General features: G+C 57.4%; 12 protein-coding genes. All 12 read right to left on the bottom strand.

Annotated elements, in window-relative coordinates; all coding sequences use genetic code 11:
- Positions 1 to 111, bottom strand: a 111-nt coding sequence (locus ACTZWY_RS11740; protein ID WP_444790901.1) for a GTP-binding protein, incomplete at its 3' end; no start/stop codon positions are given.
- 88 nt (positions 112 to 199) lie between these two features.
- Entirely contained in the window at positions 200 to 2,317 is a 2,118-nt protein-coding gene (gene fusA, locus ACTZWY_RS11735) for an elongation factor G (RefSeq protein WP_444790898.1), read from the bottom strand.
- A 36-nt stretch (positions 2,318 to 2,353) separates the two neighbouring features.
- Positions 2,354 to 2,824 (bottom strand): 30S ribosomal protein S7, encoded by a 471-nt coding sequence (rpsG, locus tag ACTZWY_RS11730; protein WP_274352817.1) that lies wholly within the window; start codon positions 2,822 to 2,824, stop codon positions 2,354 to 2,356.
- A 12-nt stretch (positions 2,825 to 2,836) separates the two neighbouring features.
- The gene (gene rpsL, locus ACTZWY_RS11725; RefSeq protein WP_071479239.1) at positions 2,837 to 3,208 is read right to left on the bottom strand and encodes a 30S ribosomal protein S12; all 372 of its coding nucleotides are present in this window, start codon (positions 3,206 to 3,208) and stop codon (positions 2,837 to 2,839) included.
- 249 nt (positions 3,209 to 3,457) lie between these two features.
- The gene (locus tag ACTZWY_RS11720) at positions 3,458 to 4,357 is read right to left on the bottom strand and encodes a DMT family transporter (protein ID WP_444790897.1); all 900 of its coding nucleotides are present in this window, start codon (positions 4,355 to 4,357) and stop codon (positions 3,458 to 3,460) included.
- A gap of 24 nt (positions 4,358 to 4,381) precedes the next feature.
- The gene (locus ACTZWY_RS11715) at positions 4,382 to 5,200 is read right to left on the bottom strand and encodes a glycosyltransferase (RefSeq protein ID WP_444790896.1); all 819 of its coding nucleotides are present in this window, start codon (positions 5,198 to 5,200) and stop codon (positions 4,382 to 4,384) included.
- Between the two features lie 104 nt (positions 5,201 to 5,304).
- Positions 5,305 to 9,534 carry a DNA-directed RNA polymerase subunit beta' gene (rpoC, locus tag ACTZWY_RS11710; RefSeq protein WP_444790895.1) on the bottom strand — a complete coding sequence of 1,410 codons (4,230 nt, stop codon included), beginning with the start codon at positions 9,532 to 9,534 and terminating at the stop codon, positions 5,305 to 5,307.
- 96 nt (positions 9,535 to 9,630) lie between these two features.
- Positions 9,631 to 13,767: a DNA-directed RNA polymerase subunit beta gene (gene rpoB / locus ACTZWY_RS11705; RefSeq protein ID WP_444790894.1), complete on the bottom strand. Its 4,137-nt coding sequence runs from the start codon at positions 13,765 to 13,767 to the stop codon at positions 9,631 to 9,633.
- A gap of 258 nt (positions 13,768 to 14,025) precedes the next feature.
- Positions 14,026 to 14,403 carry a 50S ribosomal protein L7/L12 gene (rplL, locus tag ACTZWY_RS11700; RefSeq protein ID WP_444790893.1) on the bottom strand — a complete coding sequence of 126 codons (378 nt, stop codon included), beginning with the start codon at positions 14,401 to 14,403 and terminating at the stop codon, positions 14,026 to 14,028.
- A gap of 73 nt (positions 14,404 to 14,476) precedes the next feature.
- Positions 14,477 to 14,992, bottom strand: a complete 516-nt coding sequence (gene rplJ, locus ACTZWY_RS11695; RefSeq protein ID WP_444790892.1) for a 50S ribosomal protein L10 — start codon at positions 14,990 to 14,992, stop codon at positions 14,477 to 14,479.
- 300 nt (positions 14,993 to 15,292) lie between these two features.
- Positions 15,293 to 15,616 (bottom strand): hypothetical protein, encoded by a 324-nt coding sequence (locus ACTZWY_RS11690; RefSeq protein ID WP_444790891.1) that lies wholly within the window; start codon positions 15,614 to 15,616, stop codon positions 15,293 to 15,295.
- Positions 15,617 to 15,669: 53 nt separating this feature from the next.
- On the bottom strand, positions 15,670 to 17,679 hold the full coding sequence (locus tag ACTZWY_RS11685) for an OmpA family protein (RefSeq protein ID WP_444790890.1): 2,010 nt from the start codon (positions 17,677 to 17,679) through the stop codon (positions 15,670 to 15,672).
- Between the last annotated feature and the right edge of the window lie 21 nt (positions 17,680 to 17,700).

The raw sequence follows: 17,700 nt of genomic DNA, 5'->3' as shown, positions 1-17,700 counted from the left end.
GCCGAAATACTTGGTGATCGCTGCCGTCAGCGTGGTCTTGCCGTGGTCAACATGCCCGATCGTCCCGATGTTCACATGCGGTTTATTGCGTTCAAACTTTTGCTTTGCCATTTTGGCTTCTCCTTAATCTTGTTGGGTGTGGTGGCATGCGCCACCCTACTGCGTGGTGGTAGGGCGGGATATGGTCCCGCCACACCGATCAGGCGTATTTTTTCTGGATTTCGTCAGACACGTTCTGCGGCACGGGTTCGTAATGGTCGAACTGCATGGTGAAGTTCGCACGGCCCGATGACATGGAACGCAAGGTGTTGATATAGCCGAACATATTGGCCAGCGGCACAAACGCATCAATTGCGATTGCGTTGCCGCGTTGGTCCTGCCCGGTGACTTGCCCGCGACGCGATGTCAAATCGCCAATGATGGAACCGGTATATTCTTCCGGTGTCACCACTTCGACTTTCATCATCGGTTCCAACAGCTTGGCACCCGCTTTCTTCAGACCTTCGCGCATGCACATACGCGCAGCGATTTCGAACGCCATGACTGAGGAGTCGACATCGTGATACTTGCCGTCCAGCAGCGCGACCTTGAAATCGATCACAGGGAACCCGGCCAGCGGACCGGAATCCATGACGCTGCCGACACCTTTTTCGACACCGGGGATATATTCCTTCGGAACAGTCCCGCCGACGACGCGCGATTCGAAGCTGTAGCCTTCGCCGGGTTCGGTCGGGGTAATTTCCAACTTCACTTCAGCGAACTGACCGGACCCACCGGATTGCTTCTTGTGGGTATAGGTATGCTCAACTTTGTGGCTGATCGTTTCACGGTAGGCCACTTGCGGCGCCCCGATATTCGCTTCAACCTTGAATTCACGCTTCAGACGGTCAACCAGAATGTCCAGATGCAGTTCGCCCATGCCCTTCATGATGGTCTGACCGGACTCGTGGTCGGTTTCCACCCGGAAAGAGGGGTCCTCTGCGGCAAGGCGTGCCAGACCCTGGCTCATCTTTTCCTGGTCATTCTTGGTCTTCGGCTCAACAGCAATCTCGATCACGGGATCGGGGAATGTCATTGTTTCCAGAACCACAGGCGATTGCGCGTTGCACAATGTGTCCCCTGTTGTGGTTTCTTTCAGACCGGCCAGCGCAATAATGTCGCCCGCAGCCGCCCAATCAATTTCCTCGCGCGAGTTGGAGTGCATCATCATCATACGACCGACGCGCTCTTTCTTGCCTTTGGTAGAGTTCAGGATCTGATCGCCCTTGGAAATGACACCGGAATAGACACGGGTGAACGTCAGCGAACCAACAAAGGGGTCGTTCATGATTTTGAACGCCAGCGCTGCAAAGGGGTCATCATCCTTGGCCGAACGTGCAATGTTGCGCGTCTCAGTCTCATCCTTGGGATCGAAACCCATATAGGCCGGCACATCCAAAGGACCGGGCAGGTAATCGATGACCGCGTTCAACAGCGGTTGAACACCTTTATTCTTGAACGCAGACCCTGTGCAGACGGGCACGAAATCCAGCGCCAGTGTGCCCTTGCGGATAAGACGGCGCAGCGTTTCCTGATCTGGTTCGTTGCCTTCAAGATAGGCTTCCATGACGTCATCATCCTGATCGACAACAGTCTCGATCAGGTTTGCGCGCCATTCGTCGGCAAGATCTTTCAGGTCGTCACGGACGGGCTGGCGTGTCCAGCTTGCGCCAAGATCTTCGCCTTTCCAGGTCCATTCTTCCATGGAGATCAGGTCAATGATCCCTTCCAGCTGGTCCTCGGCACCAATTGGAAGTTGCACAGGCAGCGCAGTCGCACCAGTGCGGTCCTTGATCATCTTCACGCAGTTGAAGAAATCCGCGCCGATCTTGTCCATCTTGTTGACGAACACAATCCGCGGCACCTTGTAACGGTCAGCCTGACGCCACACGGTTTCGGTTTGCGGTTCAACACCGGCGTTACCGTCCAGCAGACAGATTGCGCCATCAAGCACAGCCAGCGAACGTTCAACTTCGATAGTGAAGTCAACGTGGCCGGGGGTGTCGATGATGTTGAAGCGGTGCTTTTCACTAAGCGGCGTTGCCCCGTCGATGGTTTTTTCCCAGAACGTGGTTGTCGCAGCAGAGGTGATGGTAATTCCGCGCTCTTGCTCCTGCTCCATCCAGTCCATGGTGGCCGCACCATCATGAACTTCGCCGATCTTGTGCGACTTGCCGGTGTAGAACAGAATCCGCTCGGTCGTCGTGGTCTTGCCAGCGTCGATATGCGCCATGATCCCGAAATTGCGGTAGCGCTCAAGTGGGTATTCGCGTGCCATGGTATAGGGTCCTTTGGCTTGACGAGTGGTCGAAGATTACCAACGATAGTGGCTGAATGCCTTGTTGGCATCGGCCATTTTGTGGGTGTCTTCACGCTTCTTGACGGCGGAACCGCGCGAGTTGACGGCGTCAACCAGTTCGCCTGCAAGACGCTCTTCCATCGTGTTTTCGTTGCGGGTGCGCGCAGCTTTGATCAACCAGCGAATCGCAAGCGCTTCGCGGCGCTCGGGGCGAACCTCGACGGGCACCTGATAGGTAGCACCACCAACACGGCGCGAACGAACTTCGACCGAGGGTTTGATGTTCTCGAGTGCTTCATGGAACACTTCGATAGGGGCGCGCTTCAGTTTGCCTTCGACGCGGTCCATCGCGTTATAGACAATCGATTCCGCGACCGATTTCTTGCCGTCGATCATCAGGTTATTCATGAATTTCGACAGAACCTTATCACCAAATTTGGCGTCAGGCAGAATTTCGCGCTTTTCAGCGGCGTGACGACGAGACATCTGGAACTCTCCTTACTTCGGACGCTTCGCGCCGTATTTCGAACGGCGCTGCTTACGATCCTTGACGCCCTGAGTATCCAGAACACCGCGCAGGATGTGATAGCGCACACCGGGAAGGTCTTTTACGCGACCGCCGCGGATCAGCACGACCGAGTGCTCTTGCAGGTTGTGCTTTTCACCCGGGATGTAGCTGATCACCTCGTAACCATTTGTCAGGCGCACTTTGGCAACCTTCCGCATGGCCGAGTTCGGCTTCTTCGGTGTGGTGGTGTAGACGCGCGTGCAAACGCCGCGTTTCTGGGGGCACTGCTCCAGATGCTGCGACTTGGAGCGCTTGACTTTAGGCTGCCGCGGCTTGCGGATCAGCTGTTGGATCGTTGGCATTCCGGTTCTTCCCGTTTCAACCCGTGTTACATGGCGCTTGCACGCCTCTCTATCGTATGCACCCACCGAATCGGCAGAACGCACAAAACCGCTTGCGTCCCGTGTGGGTCGCCGCGGTGGAATTCCAGAGGATCGGGGCATACACCCGGATCTTGACCACTAAAATTCGTATGCCTGACCACGCGCGCCGTTATGGTCTGCGGGCAAGGTTATCGCGCGTATAGGCGGAGTCGCAGGGCTTGTCAACAGCTACCCGCCCGATGCACCAGTTGCAGCCGCTATTCGCAACTTATGCTGCCGTTCCCGATACAACGCATACACCCCCGTCAGAACGACAATCCCGCCACCCACAAAAGTCAACGTATCAGGCCATTCGTCCAGAATGAACCACCCAAGCATCAGTGCGGCCAACAGGCCCGCATAGCGGAACGGGGCAACAAATGTCAGTTCACCCGTGCGCATGGCCAAAACAATCAGATAATACCCGATAAACGAAAAGACGACGGTGCCGGCCAACCAGCCGAATGCAACCGGGCTGGGCAGCACCCATATTTCCGTCATCGCCCCCGCCAGACCAAATAACGTCACACCAAGCGACGTGGTGCAGGCCACCAGCGACGATGGGACAGTTTTCGTCATGACCCGCGTTGACAGATCGCGGATTGTGACCATGACAACAGTCAGCAACGCAAAAACCGATGGCGCACCAAAATCTGCGCCCCCTGGCCGAACAATGATCAGGACACCACAAAACCCGATCAGAATTGCGCTTAACCTGCGCCACCCCAAGGGTTCGCGCAAAAACAGCCACGCCGCCAATGCAACCGAAAGCGGCACCACCTGCAAAATGGCCGTGACATTGGCAAGTGGCATGTTGAACAGCGCATTGAAGAAGAAATAGGCCGCCATCGCCTCGGCCCCGGAGCGGAGCAGCAAAAAGCGCCGGTCACTAGAATTCAGCTGCGCGAAGGTAATGCGGCTGCGCCAGACCAGCACGCCAAACAGCGCTGTCACAATCGCGCCGCGCATTGCCAGAATCTGAAACGCGGACAATTCCGCCCCCAGCAATTTCAGAAAGGTATCGTTCACCGCAAACGCGCTGGAACCAATCAGCATGAACAGGGCGGCGCGGGTGTTGTCGTCTGCCATCATAACCCCAAAGCTTGGGCGATATTACCCGCCAATCGTCATCAGCCTATGCCGCGAAAACGGAAACCCCTGCGCAAGGATGGCGTCCAAATCGTCATCCGGCAGGTCTACGCGCGTGCCCGACATGAAACCGGTCGAATCATTGTCACGATGCACGGTGCGAATGAAACGCGGGGTCACCCCTTCGGTAAAACAGTTCCAGCGCGTGTGCACCATGCGATGGTCCATCGAAAACACCGTGGGGCGCGCGCCGCGCGGGGCAACCATGGACATGCCAATCCCCAGGGGGGTCTTTTCATGCACCGCATATAACACGTTACCATCGGCCCCCAATTCCAGAAACAGCCCGTTGTTGAACGCAATGATCGCGGGGGTTTCAACACCCGACAGCTGAAGCAGCGGCGGAATGATGCGTCTGGTTTCCTCAATACAATCGCGGCTGATTGCGTCGTCATCATCCAGGCGCATGGACACAACATGGGTCGCGCTGCGTGTCGTGCACAGATCAAGCGTTTTTTTGGTTGATTTATAGTTGTTCAGGGGGGGCAAGGCGATAACACGCCCGTCCCCAAGAGGCCGCAGCAGGGTTTCCAGACGGGTGCGCCACGGGCGTGGAAAATCCGTGCCAATCAGAACCGCTGTCGTGAAATCCGGATCAGTCTGCGCCAGCAGCGAAGGCAGCGTCAACGCTTCGAACAGGCGAAAGCGGCGTTCCAGCCGTTCGGGCGCATATAGCAAATTGCGGGCATCATGTTCGCCCCGTTTGCTAAGGCGAAACCCTGCAAGGGCGACATAAGAAAACCGGATGACAACAATAATCTGGGGCGCCACATCTGGTTGCATTCCGCACTCCTTAACACATTCAAAAGTGATGCCCGAGGCGCCACAAAAAGAAAAGCCCCCGCAGCACAGGCTACGGGGGCTTTGGGCACATTTTATGGCAGCGGTCAGTCGTCGCGCTTGCCAAAAACGATATCGGCTTCCGACCGCTCCACGGGTTCGGGCGCGGCCAGTGCGGCTGCGGCCTCTGCCTCGGCGCGGCGGGCTTCCAGAACCTTGCGGTCCCGTTCACCGGCAATGCTGCGCACTTGATTGACAATGCCCCCGGTGCCCGCCGGAATAAGGCGGCCAACGATCACATTTTCCTTCAGGCCGACCAGATGATCGCGTTTGCCCTGAACCGAAGCTTCGGTCAGAACGCGCGTCGTTTCCTGGAAACTGGCCGCCGAAATGAAGCTGCGGGTCTGCAAGCTGGCTTTGGTGATCCCCAGCAAGATGGGTTCGCCCTTGGCCGGTTCCATTCCATGCGACATTGCTTTGGCATTGGCTTCGTCAAACTCGACCTTATCGACATGCTCGCCCTTCAGCAGTGTGGTTTCCCCACTGTCAAGGATTTCCCATTTCTGCAGCATCTGCCGGACGATCACTTCAATATGCTTGTCGTTGATCTTCACGCCCTGCAGACGATAGACGTCCTGCACCTCGTCAATCAGGTAGTTTGCCAAAGCTTCGATGCCCAGAATGCGCAAGATATCATGGGGGGCAGGGTTACCATCCATGATGTAATCGCCGCGCTGGACAAAATCGCCTTCCTGCACTGGAATATGCTTGCCCTTGGGGACAAGGTATTCCGCCGCTTCCAACGTGTCATCGACAGGTTCAATGCGAATGCGCCGCTTGTTCTTGTAGTCCTTGGCGAAGCGCACATAGCCGTCCAGTTCACAGATGATCGCGTGATCCTTGGGGCGGCGCGCTTCGAACAATTCGGCCACACGCGGCAGACCCCCGGTGATGTCCTTCGTCTTGGCACCTTCGCGCGGGATACGCGCAACAACGTCACCAATCAGAATGTCCTGCCCATCCTCGATTGACAGAATCGCGTCAACCGACATTGGATAGGTCACCGGATTGCCCTGCTCATTGCGCACGGGATCGCCGGTTTCAGGGTCCATCAGAATGACTTCGGGCTTCAGGTCGCCGCCTTTGGGCACCGACCGCCAGTCCGTGACAATCTTCTGGGTCATCCCGGTGGCATCATCGGTTTCGTCACGCACAGACAGACCGGCAATCAGGTCCACGAAGCGGGCCTTACCGTTGGTTTCCGCAATGATCGGCAGGGTATAGGGGTCCCATTCAAACAGTTTGGACCCGCGTTCCACCTGCTCACCATCCTTGACGAACAGCTTGGACCCGTAGCCCGGCTTGAACACCGCGCGTTCCACGTTGTTTTCGTCGATGATGGCAATCTGCATGGAGCGACCTGTGACAATCAATTCGCCTGCAGCGTTTTCGATGGTTTGCGTGTTGCGCAATTCGATACGGCCAGCCGCGTTCGATTCCTGGAAGGACTGGCTGCCCCCCTGCGCAATACCGCCGATGTGGAAGGTCCGCATCGTCAGCTGTGTGCCCGGTTCACCAATCGACTGCGCCGCAATAATGCCAACGGCTTCGCCCTTGTTCACCAAGGTGCCGCGGGCAAGGTCGCGCCCGTAGCACTTGGCGCAAACGCCTTCTTCCGCTTCACAGGTCAAAGGCGAGCGGATCCTGACAGTAGCAATACCCGCCCCTTCAATCACATCCGCGTCGCGTTCATCAATAAGGGCGTTCTTGGCAACCAGCACTTCACCAGATGCCGGGTCGATCACATCTTCTGCCGCGACACGGCCCAGAACCCGCTCGGCCAGCGAAGACACAACTTCACCATCATTCACTGCAGCTTGCGCGGTGATGAACAGTTCAGTTCCACAATCATCGCTCCGCACAATGCAGTCTTGCGCCACGTCCACCAGACGGCGGGTCAGATACCCCGAGTTCGCGGTTTTCAACGCTGTATCGGCCAGCCCCTTACGCGCCCCGTGCGTGGAGTTGAAATACTCCAACACGGTCAGACCTTCCTTGAAGTTCGAAATAATCGGCGTTTCGATGATTTCGCCGGACGGTTTGGCCATAAGGCCGCGCATACCGCCAAGCTGTTTCATCTGCGCAGGCGAACCACGCGCCCCGGAATGAGACATCATGTAAACCGAGTTCGGTTCCAGTTCACGGCCTGCATCATCGCGGCGCACCGCCGAGATTTCGGCCATCATTTCATTCGCAACTGCATCCGAACATTTTGACCAGGCGTCCACAACTTTGTTGTATTTCTCGCCCTGCGTGATCAGACCATCCAGATATTGCTGCTCGAAACTGCCAACCTGATCGCGGGTTTCATTCACCAGCGTCCATTTGGTTTCGGGGATCAGCATGTCGTCCTTGCCAAAGGAAATACCGGCACGGAACGCTTCGCGGAACCCAAGCGACATGATCTGGTCACAGAAAATGACCGACTCTTTCTGACCGCAGTAACGGTAGACAGTGTCGATGACGTTCTGCACGTCTTTCTTGCGCAACAGGCGGTTGACCAGTTCAAACGGCGCTTTTGCGTTCAGCGGCAGCAACGCACCCAGCCGCAAGCGGCCCGGCGTGGTTTCATACCGGCGCGTCACTTCGTTGCCGTCTTCGTCAATCTGGGTCACGCGGCATTGAATCTTGGCGTGAAGATGCACTTCGCCAGCGGCAAGCGCGTGTTCCACTTCCTCAATCGAGGAGAAGATCATCCCCTCGCCGGTCATGCCGTCCCGCATCATCGACACATAATACAGGCCCAACACCATATCCTGCGATGGCACGATGATCGGTGCGCCGTTCGCGGGCGACAGAACGTTGTTCGTGGACATCATCAGGACACGCGCTTCAAGCTGCGCTTCAAGGCTTAGCGGAACGTGAACCGCCATCTGGTCGCCGTCGAAATCCGCGTTGAACGCGGAACAGACCAGCGGGTGCAGCTGGATTGCCTTGCCTTCAATCAGGATCGGCTCAAACGCCTGAATGCCCAGACGGTGCAGCGTGGGTGCGCGGTTCAACAGAACCGGATGTTCGCGGATGACTTCATCCAGAATATCCCAAACCTCGGGGCGTTCCTTTTCGACCAGCTTCTTGGCCTGTTTCACAGTGCTGGACAGGCCCTTGGCCTCCAGCCGCGAATAGATGAACGGCTTGAACAGTTCCAGTGCCATCTTCTTGGGCAAGCCGCACTGGTGCAGCTTCAGTTCCGGCCCGGTCACAATGACCGACCGACCCGAGAAGTCCACGCGCTTGCCCAGAAGGTTCTGGCGGAAACGGCCTTGCTTGCCTTTCAGCATATCCGACAGCGACTTCAGCGGGCGTTTGTTGTTGCCCGTGATCACGCGGCCACGACGGCCATTGTCAAACAGCGCATCAACAGCTTCCTGCAGCATGCGCTTTTCGTTGCGCACGATGATATCAGGCGCGCGCAGCTCGATCAGGCGTTTCAGGCGGTTGTTGCGGTTAATAACCCGGCGATACAGGTCGTTCAGGTCCGAAGTCGCGAACCGGCCACCATCCAGCGGCACCAACGGGCGCAATTCCGGCGGGATGACGGGCAGCACGGTCAGCACCATCCATTCCGGGCGGTTGCCGGATTCGATGAAATGCTCAACCACTTTCAGCCGCTTGATGATCTTCTTGGGCTTCAACTCGCCCTTGGCTTCTTTCAGTTCTTCGCGCAGGCGCAGGGCTTCATCTTCAAGGTCGATATTGGCCAGCATTTCGCGGATGGCTTCGGCACCGATATTGGCGGTGAAGGCATCAGCGCCGTATTGGTCCTGCGCATCAAGGAATTCTTCCTCGGTCATCAACTGGCCATAGGTCAGGTCCGTCAGGCCGGGCTCGATGACAACATAGTTTTCGAAATACAAAATGCGTTCCAGATCGCGCAGCGTCATGTCCAGCATCAGACCAATGCGTGACGGCAGCGATTTCAGAAACCAGATATGCGCAACTGGGGCGGCCAGTTCGATATGGCCCATGCGTTCGCGGCGCACTTTTTGAAGCGTGACTTCCACACCGCATTTTTCGCACACAACGCCGCGGTATTTCATGCGCTTGTATTTGCCGCAAAGGCATTCGTAATCCTTGATCGGGCCAAAGATACGCGCGCAGAACAACCCGTCACGTTCCGGTTTGAACGTGCGGTAGTTGATGGTTTCGGGCTTCTTGATCTCGCCATAGGACCACGACAGAATGCGCTCTGGCGATGCCAGCGAAACGCGGATCTGGTCAAATGTCTTGGTCTGGGCCAAAGGATTGAACGGGTTTGTGGTAAGTTCCTGGTTCATGATCTTTTCCTTGAAAGGGTCGGGGCGCGGTGGGGGCTGTGCGAGAGTCTCACGCACCCTGCCAGTTGTTCACAGGGTGCGTGGGGGCGCGCAGCGTTACCCCTCCTCCTCCGAATCCAGGAGTTCCATATTCAGGCCAAGGCCACGGACTTCTTTCACCAGAACGTTAAACGATTCCGGCACGCCCGCTTCATAATTGTCCTCGCCCTTGACGATCGATTCATACACCTTGGTCCGGCCTGCCACATCATCCGATTTGACAGTCAGCATTTCCTGAAGCGTGTAGGCCGCACCGTAAGCTTCCAGCGCCCAGACCTCCATCTCACCCAGACGCTGACCACCGAACTGCGCTTTACCACCCAGCGGCTGCTGCGTGACAAGGCTGTAAGGCCCTGTTGAGCGTGCGTGCAGCTTGTCATCAACAAGGTGGTGCAGCTTCAGCATGTATTTCACACCCACAGTCACCGAACGGGCAAACTGCTCGCCTGTGCGTCCGTCAAAAACGACCGACTGGCCAGACGTGTCAAAGCCCGCACGCCGCAGCGCGTCATCAACATCGGGTTCCTTGGCACCATCGAATACAGGCGTGCCGATCGGCACCCCCTTTGTGACAGTGGATGCGGATTCAACAAGGGCGTCTTCATCCATGCCGTCGAACACTTCGGCATAAAAATCATCGCCATAGCCAATGCGCATTGCATCGCGCACAGGGGTCATGTCGCCGGAGCGGCGGTATTCCTGCAACGCTTCATCGATCTGGACCCCCAGACCGCGCAGCGCCCAGCCCATATGCGTTTCCAGAATCTGGCCAACGTTCATCCGCGACGGCACACCCAGCGGGTTCAGCACCATGTCAACTGTGGTCCCGTCCGCAAGGAAGGGCATGTCCTCAACGGGCACAACCTTGGAGATAACACCTTTGTTGCCGTGACGACCGGCCATTTTGTCACCGGCCTGAAGCTTGCGCTTCACAGCCACGAACACCTTGACCATTTTCATGACACCCGGCGGCAGGTCGTCGCCACGACGGACCTTCTCCACCTTATCATCGAAACGGGCCTGCAACTGGCGCTTTTGCTGGTCATAAAGGGCGTTCAGCGCCTCGACTTCCTGCGCCTCGGCCTCGTCTGCCAAGGCAAGTTGCCACCACTGACCACGGCTCAGGCTTTCAAGCAGTTCCTCGGTAATCTCGGAATTGGACTTGACGCCTTTGGGGCCTTTTACAGCCACTTTGCCAAAGATCAACTGACGCAGACGGCCATAGATGTTGCGTTCCAGAATCTCCAGCTCGTCGTCACGGTCGCGCGACAGGCGTTCGATTTCCTCGCGTTCGATCTGAAGCGCGCGTTCGTCTTTCTCCACACCATGGCGGTTGAACACACGCACTTCCACGATCGTGCCATAAGCCCCCGGCGGCAAACGCAGCGATGTGTCGCGCACATCAGACGCTTTTTCACCGAAGATCGCGCGCAGCAACTTTTCTTCCGGCGTCATCGGGCTTTCGCCCTTGGGTGTAACCTTGCCCACCAAAATATCGCCTGCCTGCACTTCGGCACCGACATAGACGATGCCCGCTTCATCCAGATTGCGCAGCGCTTCTTCGCCCACATTGGGAATGTCGCGGGTAATTTCTTCTGGCCCCAGCTTGGTGTCGCGTGCGGCAACTTCGTATTCGTCGATGTGGATCGAGGTGAACACGTCGTCCTTCAGGATGCGTTCCGAAATCAGGATCGAATCCTCGAAGTTGTAGCCATTCCACGGCATGAACGCGACAACGACGTTCCGCCCGACCGCCAGTTCCCCCATATCGGTGCACGGGCCGTCAGCAATAACTTCGCCGCGCGTCACATGGTCACCCACCTTCACCAAGGGGCGTTGGTTGATGCAGGATGACGCGTTCGAGCGTTTGAACTTGCGCAAACGATAGATGTCGACGCCCGGTTCACCCGGTTCCAACATTTCCGTGGCGCGCACAACGATACGCTGCGCATCGACCTGATCGATGACACCTGCGCGGCGCGTCAGGATGGCAGCGCCGGAATCGCGCGCAACAATACCTTCCATGCCGGTGCCGACCAAAGGCGCATCTGATTGCAGCAAGGGCACAGCCTGCCGCATCATGTTCGACCCCATCAAGGCGCGGTTGGCGTCGTCGTTTTCAAGGAACGGAATCAACGATGCCGCAACCGAAACCAGCTGTTTGGGCGATACGTCGATCAGGTCCACAGCTTCGCGCGGGTTCAGCATGAACTCGCCCGCCTTGCGGGTCGACACCAGTTCGTTGACGAAAGCGCCGTTTTCATCAAGCGTCGCATTGGCCTGCGCAACAGTGTGGCGCTGTTCTTCGGTGGCCGACAGATAAACCACCTCATCCGTCACCTGCCCGTCCACGACCTTGCGATACGGCGTTTCGATGAAACCGTATTTGTTCACGCGGGCGAAGGTGGCCAAGCTGTTGATCAGACCAATGTTCTGACCTTCTGGCGTTTCAATCGGGCACATGCGGCCGTAATGGGTCGGGTGCACGTCGCGCACCTCGAAGCCCGCACGTTCGCGCGTCAGACCACCTGGCCCAAGCGCGGACAAGCGGCGTTTGTGGGTGACTTCCGACAACGGGTTCGTCTGGTCCATGAACTGCGACAGCTGGCTGGACCCGAAGAACTCGCGCACCGCCGCCGCAGCGGGTTTCGCGTTGATCAGGTCTTGCGGCATGACCGTGTCAATCTCGACCGAGGACATGCGTTCGCGGATTGCGCGTTCCATGCGCAGCAGGCCAACGCGATACTGGTTTTCCATCAACTCGCCCACGGACCGCACGCGACGGTTGCCAAGGTGGTCAATGTCGTCAATCTCGCCTTTGCCGTCACGCAGTTCTGTCAGACCACGGATACAGGCGACAATATCTTCCGGGCGCAGGGTGCGCAGCGTGTCGGGCGCATCCAGTTGCAGGCGCATGTTCATCTTCACGCGGCCTACCGCAGACAGGTCATAGCGTTCGGAATCGAAGAACAACTGGTCAAACAGCGCGGACGCCGTGTCAACAGTTGGCGGTTCGCCCGGACGCATGACGCGGTAAATATCCATCAGCGCGTTTTCACGGCCCCAGTTCTTGTCTGCGGCCATGGTGTTGCGGATATAGGGGCCAACGTTAACACCGTCGATGTCCAGAACTTCGATATCGGTGATGCCATTGTCCAGCAGCACTTTCAGCGTGCCGCCTTTGACTTCGCCGTCCTTGTCAAGCTCCCAGGTCAGTTCCTCACCGGCCTCGGCATAAATTGCGCCGGTTTCTTCGTTGATGATGTCCTGCGCCACATAGCGGCCCACGATATAGTCAAACGGAACCAACAGGTCAGTGACATTGCCGTCATCGATCAGTTGCTTGACCATGCGCGGGGTCATCTTGTCGCCCGCCTTGCAGATCACTTCGCCGGTTGCCGCATCAATCAGATCGATTGTCGGGCGGGTGCCGCGCACACGTTCGGGGAAGAATTTGGTGACCCAGCCCTTGTTGCGTTGCAGGCTGAAGCTGACACGATCGTAATACGCATTCATGATGTCGTTCTGGTCCATGCCCAGCGCATACAGAAGCGTGGTCACAGGCAGCTTGCGGCGCCGGTCGATGCGCGCGAAAACCATGTCCTTGGCGTCAAATTCAAAGTCAAGCCAGGACCCGCGATAAGGAATGATCCGGCAGGTGAACAACAGCTTGCCCGAGCTGTGCGTCTTACCCTGATCATGGTCAAAGAACACGCCGGGGCTGCGGTGCATCTGGCTGACCACGACCCGTTCGGTCCCGTTGACAATAAACGTCCCGTTGCCTGTCATAAGCGGCATGTCGCCCATGAACACGTCTTGTTCCTTGATATCCTTCACGGATTTCGCGCCGGTATCTTCATCGATATCGAACACGATCAAACGCAGCGTCACTTTCAGCGGTGCCGCATAGGTCATGTCACGCTGGATACATTCATCCGTATCGTATTTCGGCTTTTCCAGTTCGTATTTCACGAATTCAAGCGTCGCCGTTTCGTTGAAATCCTTGATCGGGAAAACCGACTGGAACACGCCCATGATGCCTTCGCCGTCAAGCGGGCGTGCTGCATCGCCGGAACGAAGGAACAAATCATACGAATTTTTCTGAATCTCGATCAGATTCGGCATTTCCAGAACTTCACGGATCTTGCCGAACATCCTGCGGATACGTTTCTGGCCAACATAGGACTGAGCCATGCGCGTCGTCACCTTTCATGGTCTTCGCTGGCGGGCGCGCTGTCGGGCATCAGGCGCCGCGCCGCTTGCGAAACGGGGGGTGTGGCTCCATTCATGCGAACCCTCCCACAGGTTCACTCCCGAGCCGGCACTATCCCTGGACAGGGCTTTCAACCTGCGGGCAAAAAGCCCTGTCCGGAAACAGTGATAAACTGGGACCGGAGGCATCCGGTCCCAGTTTGATTTTCAGCAGATCAAGATGCTGCGCATCCCGTCTTATTACTTCAGCTCGACTTTTGCGCCAGCTTCTTCGAGCTTTTTCTTGATTTCTTCGGCTTCCTCTTTCGGGGCGCCTTCTTTCACGGCTTTGCCACCAGCTTCGACCAGGTCTTTGGCTTCTTTCAGGCCCAGACCGGTGATGCCGCGAACTTCTTTGATGACCGCGATTTTGTTTGCACCGGCTTCGACCAGAATAACGTCGAATTCGGTTTTTTCTTCTGCAGCGGGGCCAGCATCAGCAGCAGGGCCAGCCATCATGACAGCGCCGCCAGCAGCGGGCTCAATGCCATATTCGTCTTTCAGGATCGTTTTCAGTTCCTGAGCTTCGAGCAGCGTGAGGTTCACGATTTGCTCTGCAAGTGCTTTAAGATCAGCCATTGTTCAGTTCCATTCTGTTCAGGTTCAAGGGTCCAACATGGGTGTTTTTCACGCCACGCAGGCCAAAGGTTGCTTATGCCGCTTCGCGCTCTTCGAGCGTTGAAAGAATACCGGCAATATTCGAAGCAGGAGCGCCAATCGCACCCGCAATGTTCGAAGCAGGGGCACCGATGCACGACACGACCTGAGCGATAAGCTCTTCGCGCGACGGCATTGCAGCCACTGCCTTGACACCAGCGGGGTCAAGGGCCGATGCGCCCATAGCACCACCAAGAACCACCAGCTTCTGGTTTTCTTTGGTGAAGTCCTGAACCACTTTTGCAGCTGCAACAGGGTCTTCGGAATAGGCGAGTACGGTCATGCCTGTCAGAAGGTCAGAAATGCTTGCGCAGGGCTTTCCTTCCAGGGCGATCTTGGCGAGCTTGTTCTTGGCGACGCGAACAGCCCCGCCCGCATCACGCATGCGTGCGCGCAGAACCTGCATCTCAGCAACCGTGAGGCCAGCGTATTGTGCTACCACAACCACGCCAGAGCTTTCGAAGATCTGGCCGAGTTCCTCGACCACTTTCTCTTTTTGGGCTCTATCCACAGGGTCTCTCCAATTTTCAGGGGTTTCCCCCCAGCTCGTTTCGCCAGACCTTGGTCTGGCATAAGGTCCGAACGGGCCTTTCCCAATTCCGCCCGAGGAAATACCCCGGAAACCGAAATGTTCCTGTCCCGCCTCAGGCAGGATTTACGATGTTGCCATCACCCACCGTCTCGGACGAATCGCCAAGGCACCCGGACGGATCCTGATACCCTAGCGCGGCGTTCCATAGACGCTATGCCCGCCAATGCCAAGCGAAAAAGTCCACATGCCCCCCGCTGACGCAAAACAACCACAGGGTGATTATCCTTGCGACTGCTCCAATTGGGCGCGGTAATACTCCGCTTCGGCGCGTGCTTCGCGCAATCCGTCCATTGCGGCGCGCAATTCCGCTTCTGTCTGGGTTAACCGCGCGGTCAGATCACGTTCGCGTGTCTGCACATATTCGATGGCCTGATCGCGGATTTCTTCCGCATCGTGCAGCGCTTGGGCCATGCGGTCCAGTTCGCCCAGATCCTGCTGGCGGACGCGTGTGAACCTGTGCACCAGCCAATTTGTGAACCACCCCAGCGAAAAAGCCACAAACAGGATCAGGGCCGTTATGACGATGAATTCAAAGCGGTTCATTTCTACCTCTATTCAGGCGGGCCATGGCGTCAGCACCGTTGGGTTTGCGCGCATCAGGGCCGTTCAGGGCGGGGTTGTGGACGGCGGGTGTCGTCTGCCCCGATGGTAACCTCAATCTCCAGATCGGCCTCGTCGGGTTGTTCAAGCGGCTCATCCTCGCCGGTTTCTTCGCGGGCAGCAACGGCAGACTCGCCAATCAGGCGAAACTCGATTCGCCGGTTGGCTTCGCGCCCAGATGCTGTGCTGTTATCGGCAATCGGGAATTCCGGGCCGTATCCGCGGGCCTCGAACCCGGAAATCGGAATGCCGCGGGCCAACAATGCCGCCATCACAGCTTCAGCACGCTGCTGGCTTAGGCGCATATTCGTTTCCAGCCGCCCTTGACTGTCGGTGTGACCGGCGATTTCCATTTCAAGGCGGCCACAATCGCGCAGCACTTCGGCGATGCGGTCCATGACCCTTGCGGCATCCGCAGCCAAACTGGCCGATCCAGGGTCAAAGGTCAGTTGCTTTTCCGCCAAAATCTCCCTGATCCAGGCTTCGCACCGTGCCGGGGTCGGCTGCATGGCAACCGGATCAAACTGTTCATCATAGCTGATGTTCAGATTGAACCGCGCCCCCGTTCCCAACCTGTCTGCCAATATTTGTGAAATACGGTCAGACGCAGCCAGATCGCCGGTCACCCCGCGAATGTCAATCTGCGTCGGGCGAACCCGCACGCTGCCATGTTCAAGATAGCTTAGCACATCAACCGCCAGCAGTGTGCGCACAGACCACCCTTCGGGTGTGTCCGGTGTGATATTGGCCTGCATTTCGACAGCCGACAGGCCGAATTCCGACCGGGCCATGGACAGCAACGCACTGCGCAGACGGTCATCTGTCAGACGCCCGCGCATGACCACCCCCCCTTCTGGCGCGCGGCTTATCAGGAATTCAACGGTGTTGTCCTGTGCGTCCAGTTCGCCTTCTTCCGGGGGCAACCTGACCGCCTGCAGCGAAAAGACATCAGGCAAGGCATTTTCCAGAACACCCACAATACGGTCAAATTCGGCGATCTGCACAGCGTTGGGAACCACAAGGGAAATATCAGTATCCGAGAATGTGACAGTGCCCGCGCCCGCATCTGCCAAGGCCCGAACAGCGGCCACTGCGGCAACCTGCCAGCGCGGTGACGGACTGCCAAGCCCGATTGTGCATTCCAGCACACCGCTGGCACCCGCCTGACGCGCGGCCTGCAAAATCGCGGCGCGCGCCTCTTGCGAATCCGCAGAACAAGCGTCGAAGCGCGCGCCGTCGCCGTCAATCACAAAACGCAGGGTGAAGGGCGTAATCGCCGGTCGGGGGGCCGAAATTTCAATGCTGGCAATCAGCCCGCGCGGGCGTTCGCGTTGCAGACGTTGGCGAAAATCATCCCGCTGGCGTTCGGATTCTGCAAGCCCGAATATCTCTACCTGATCTGCCGATACCGAAATCTTGCTGACAGGCACCAACGCCATGGCCTTCAGCGCATAGTCCACCGAACGTTCCCAGCCAAAAGGCACAGCATGGGCAGCAGTTTCAACCATGTTCACCACGGAAACTTCCGGCCCGATGCCTTCGATCTGGCGCACAATATTGGTGACATCATAGCTTTCGGGCACCAGCCCGATCAAGGACACGTCCAGCCCGTTGCGCATCATCTCAACCGAAAACTGCGGTGCCGCAATCGCTATGGAGGGTGCCACACTCAGCCGGTCAATCACACGTTCCGCACCAACCACCGCGCTGACAATGCCCAGCGCGCGAAACCGCTCAGCTTCAGTGGCGGCCTGACCGTTCATTGTGACAAGCAATCCGTCCACCTGAATTTCCGGCCAGTCCATCGCAGCCTCGTTCAGGGCAGCAAGCGAGTCGTTGAGCAGCAGACGCTCTGTGGCGCGCACACTAAGCGATGCGCCCCCGACAGCAACGACAGCGGCAACAGCAAACGCCCCGGCCGTCAGGACATACCACTTGTAATTGTGCAGAACCGAAGTGCCTGCGCCCTGCAACCGTGCCAGAATATTGGATCGTTCTTTTCGCATAACCGTCACCTAGCCAGTTGC

It is taken from the genome of Roseinatronobacter sp. NSM (genome assembly GCF_052379845.1).
GTDB lineage: Bacteria > Pseudomonadota > Alphaproteobacteria > Rhodobacterales > Rhodobacteraceae > Roseinatronobacter.
The sequence above is the reverse complement of the archived record's forward strand: the minus strand, read 5'-3'. Positions and strand labels throughout refer to the sequence as shown.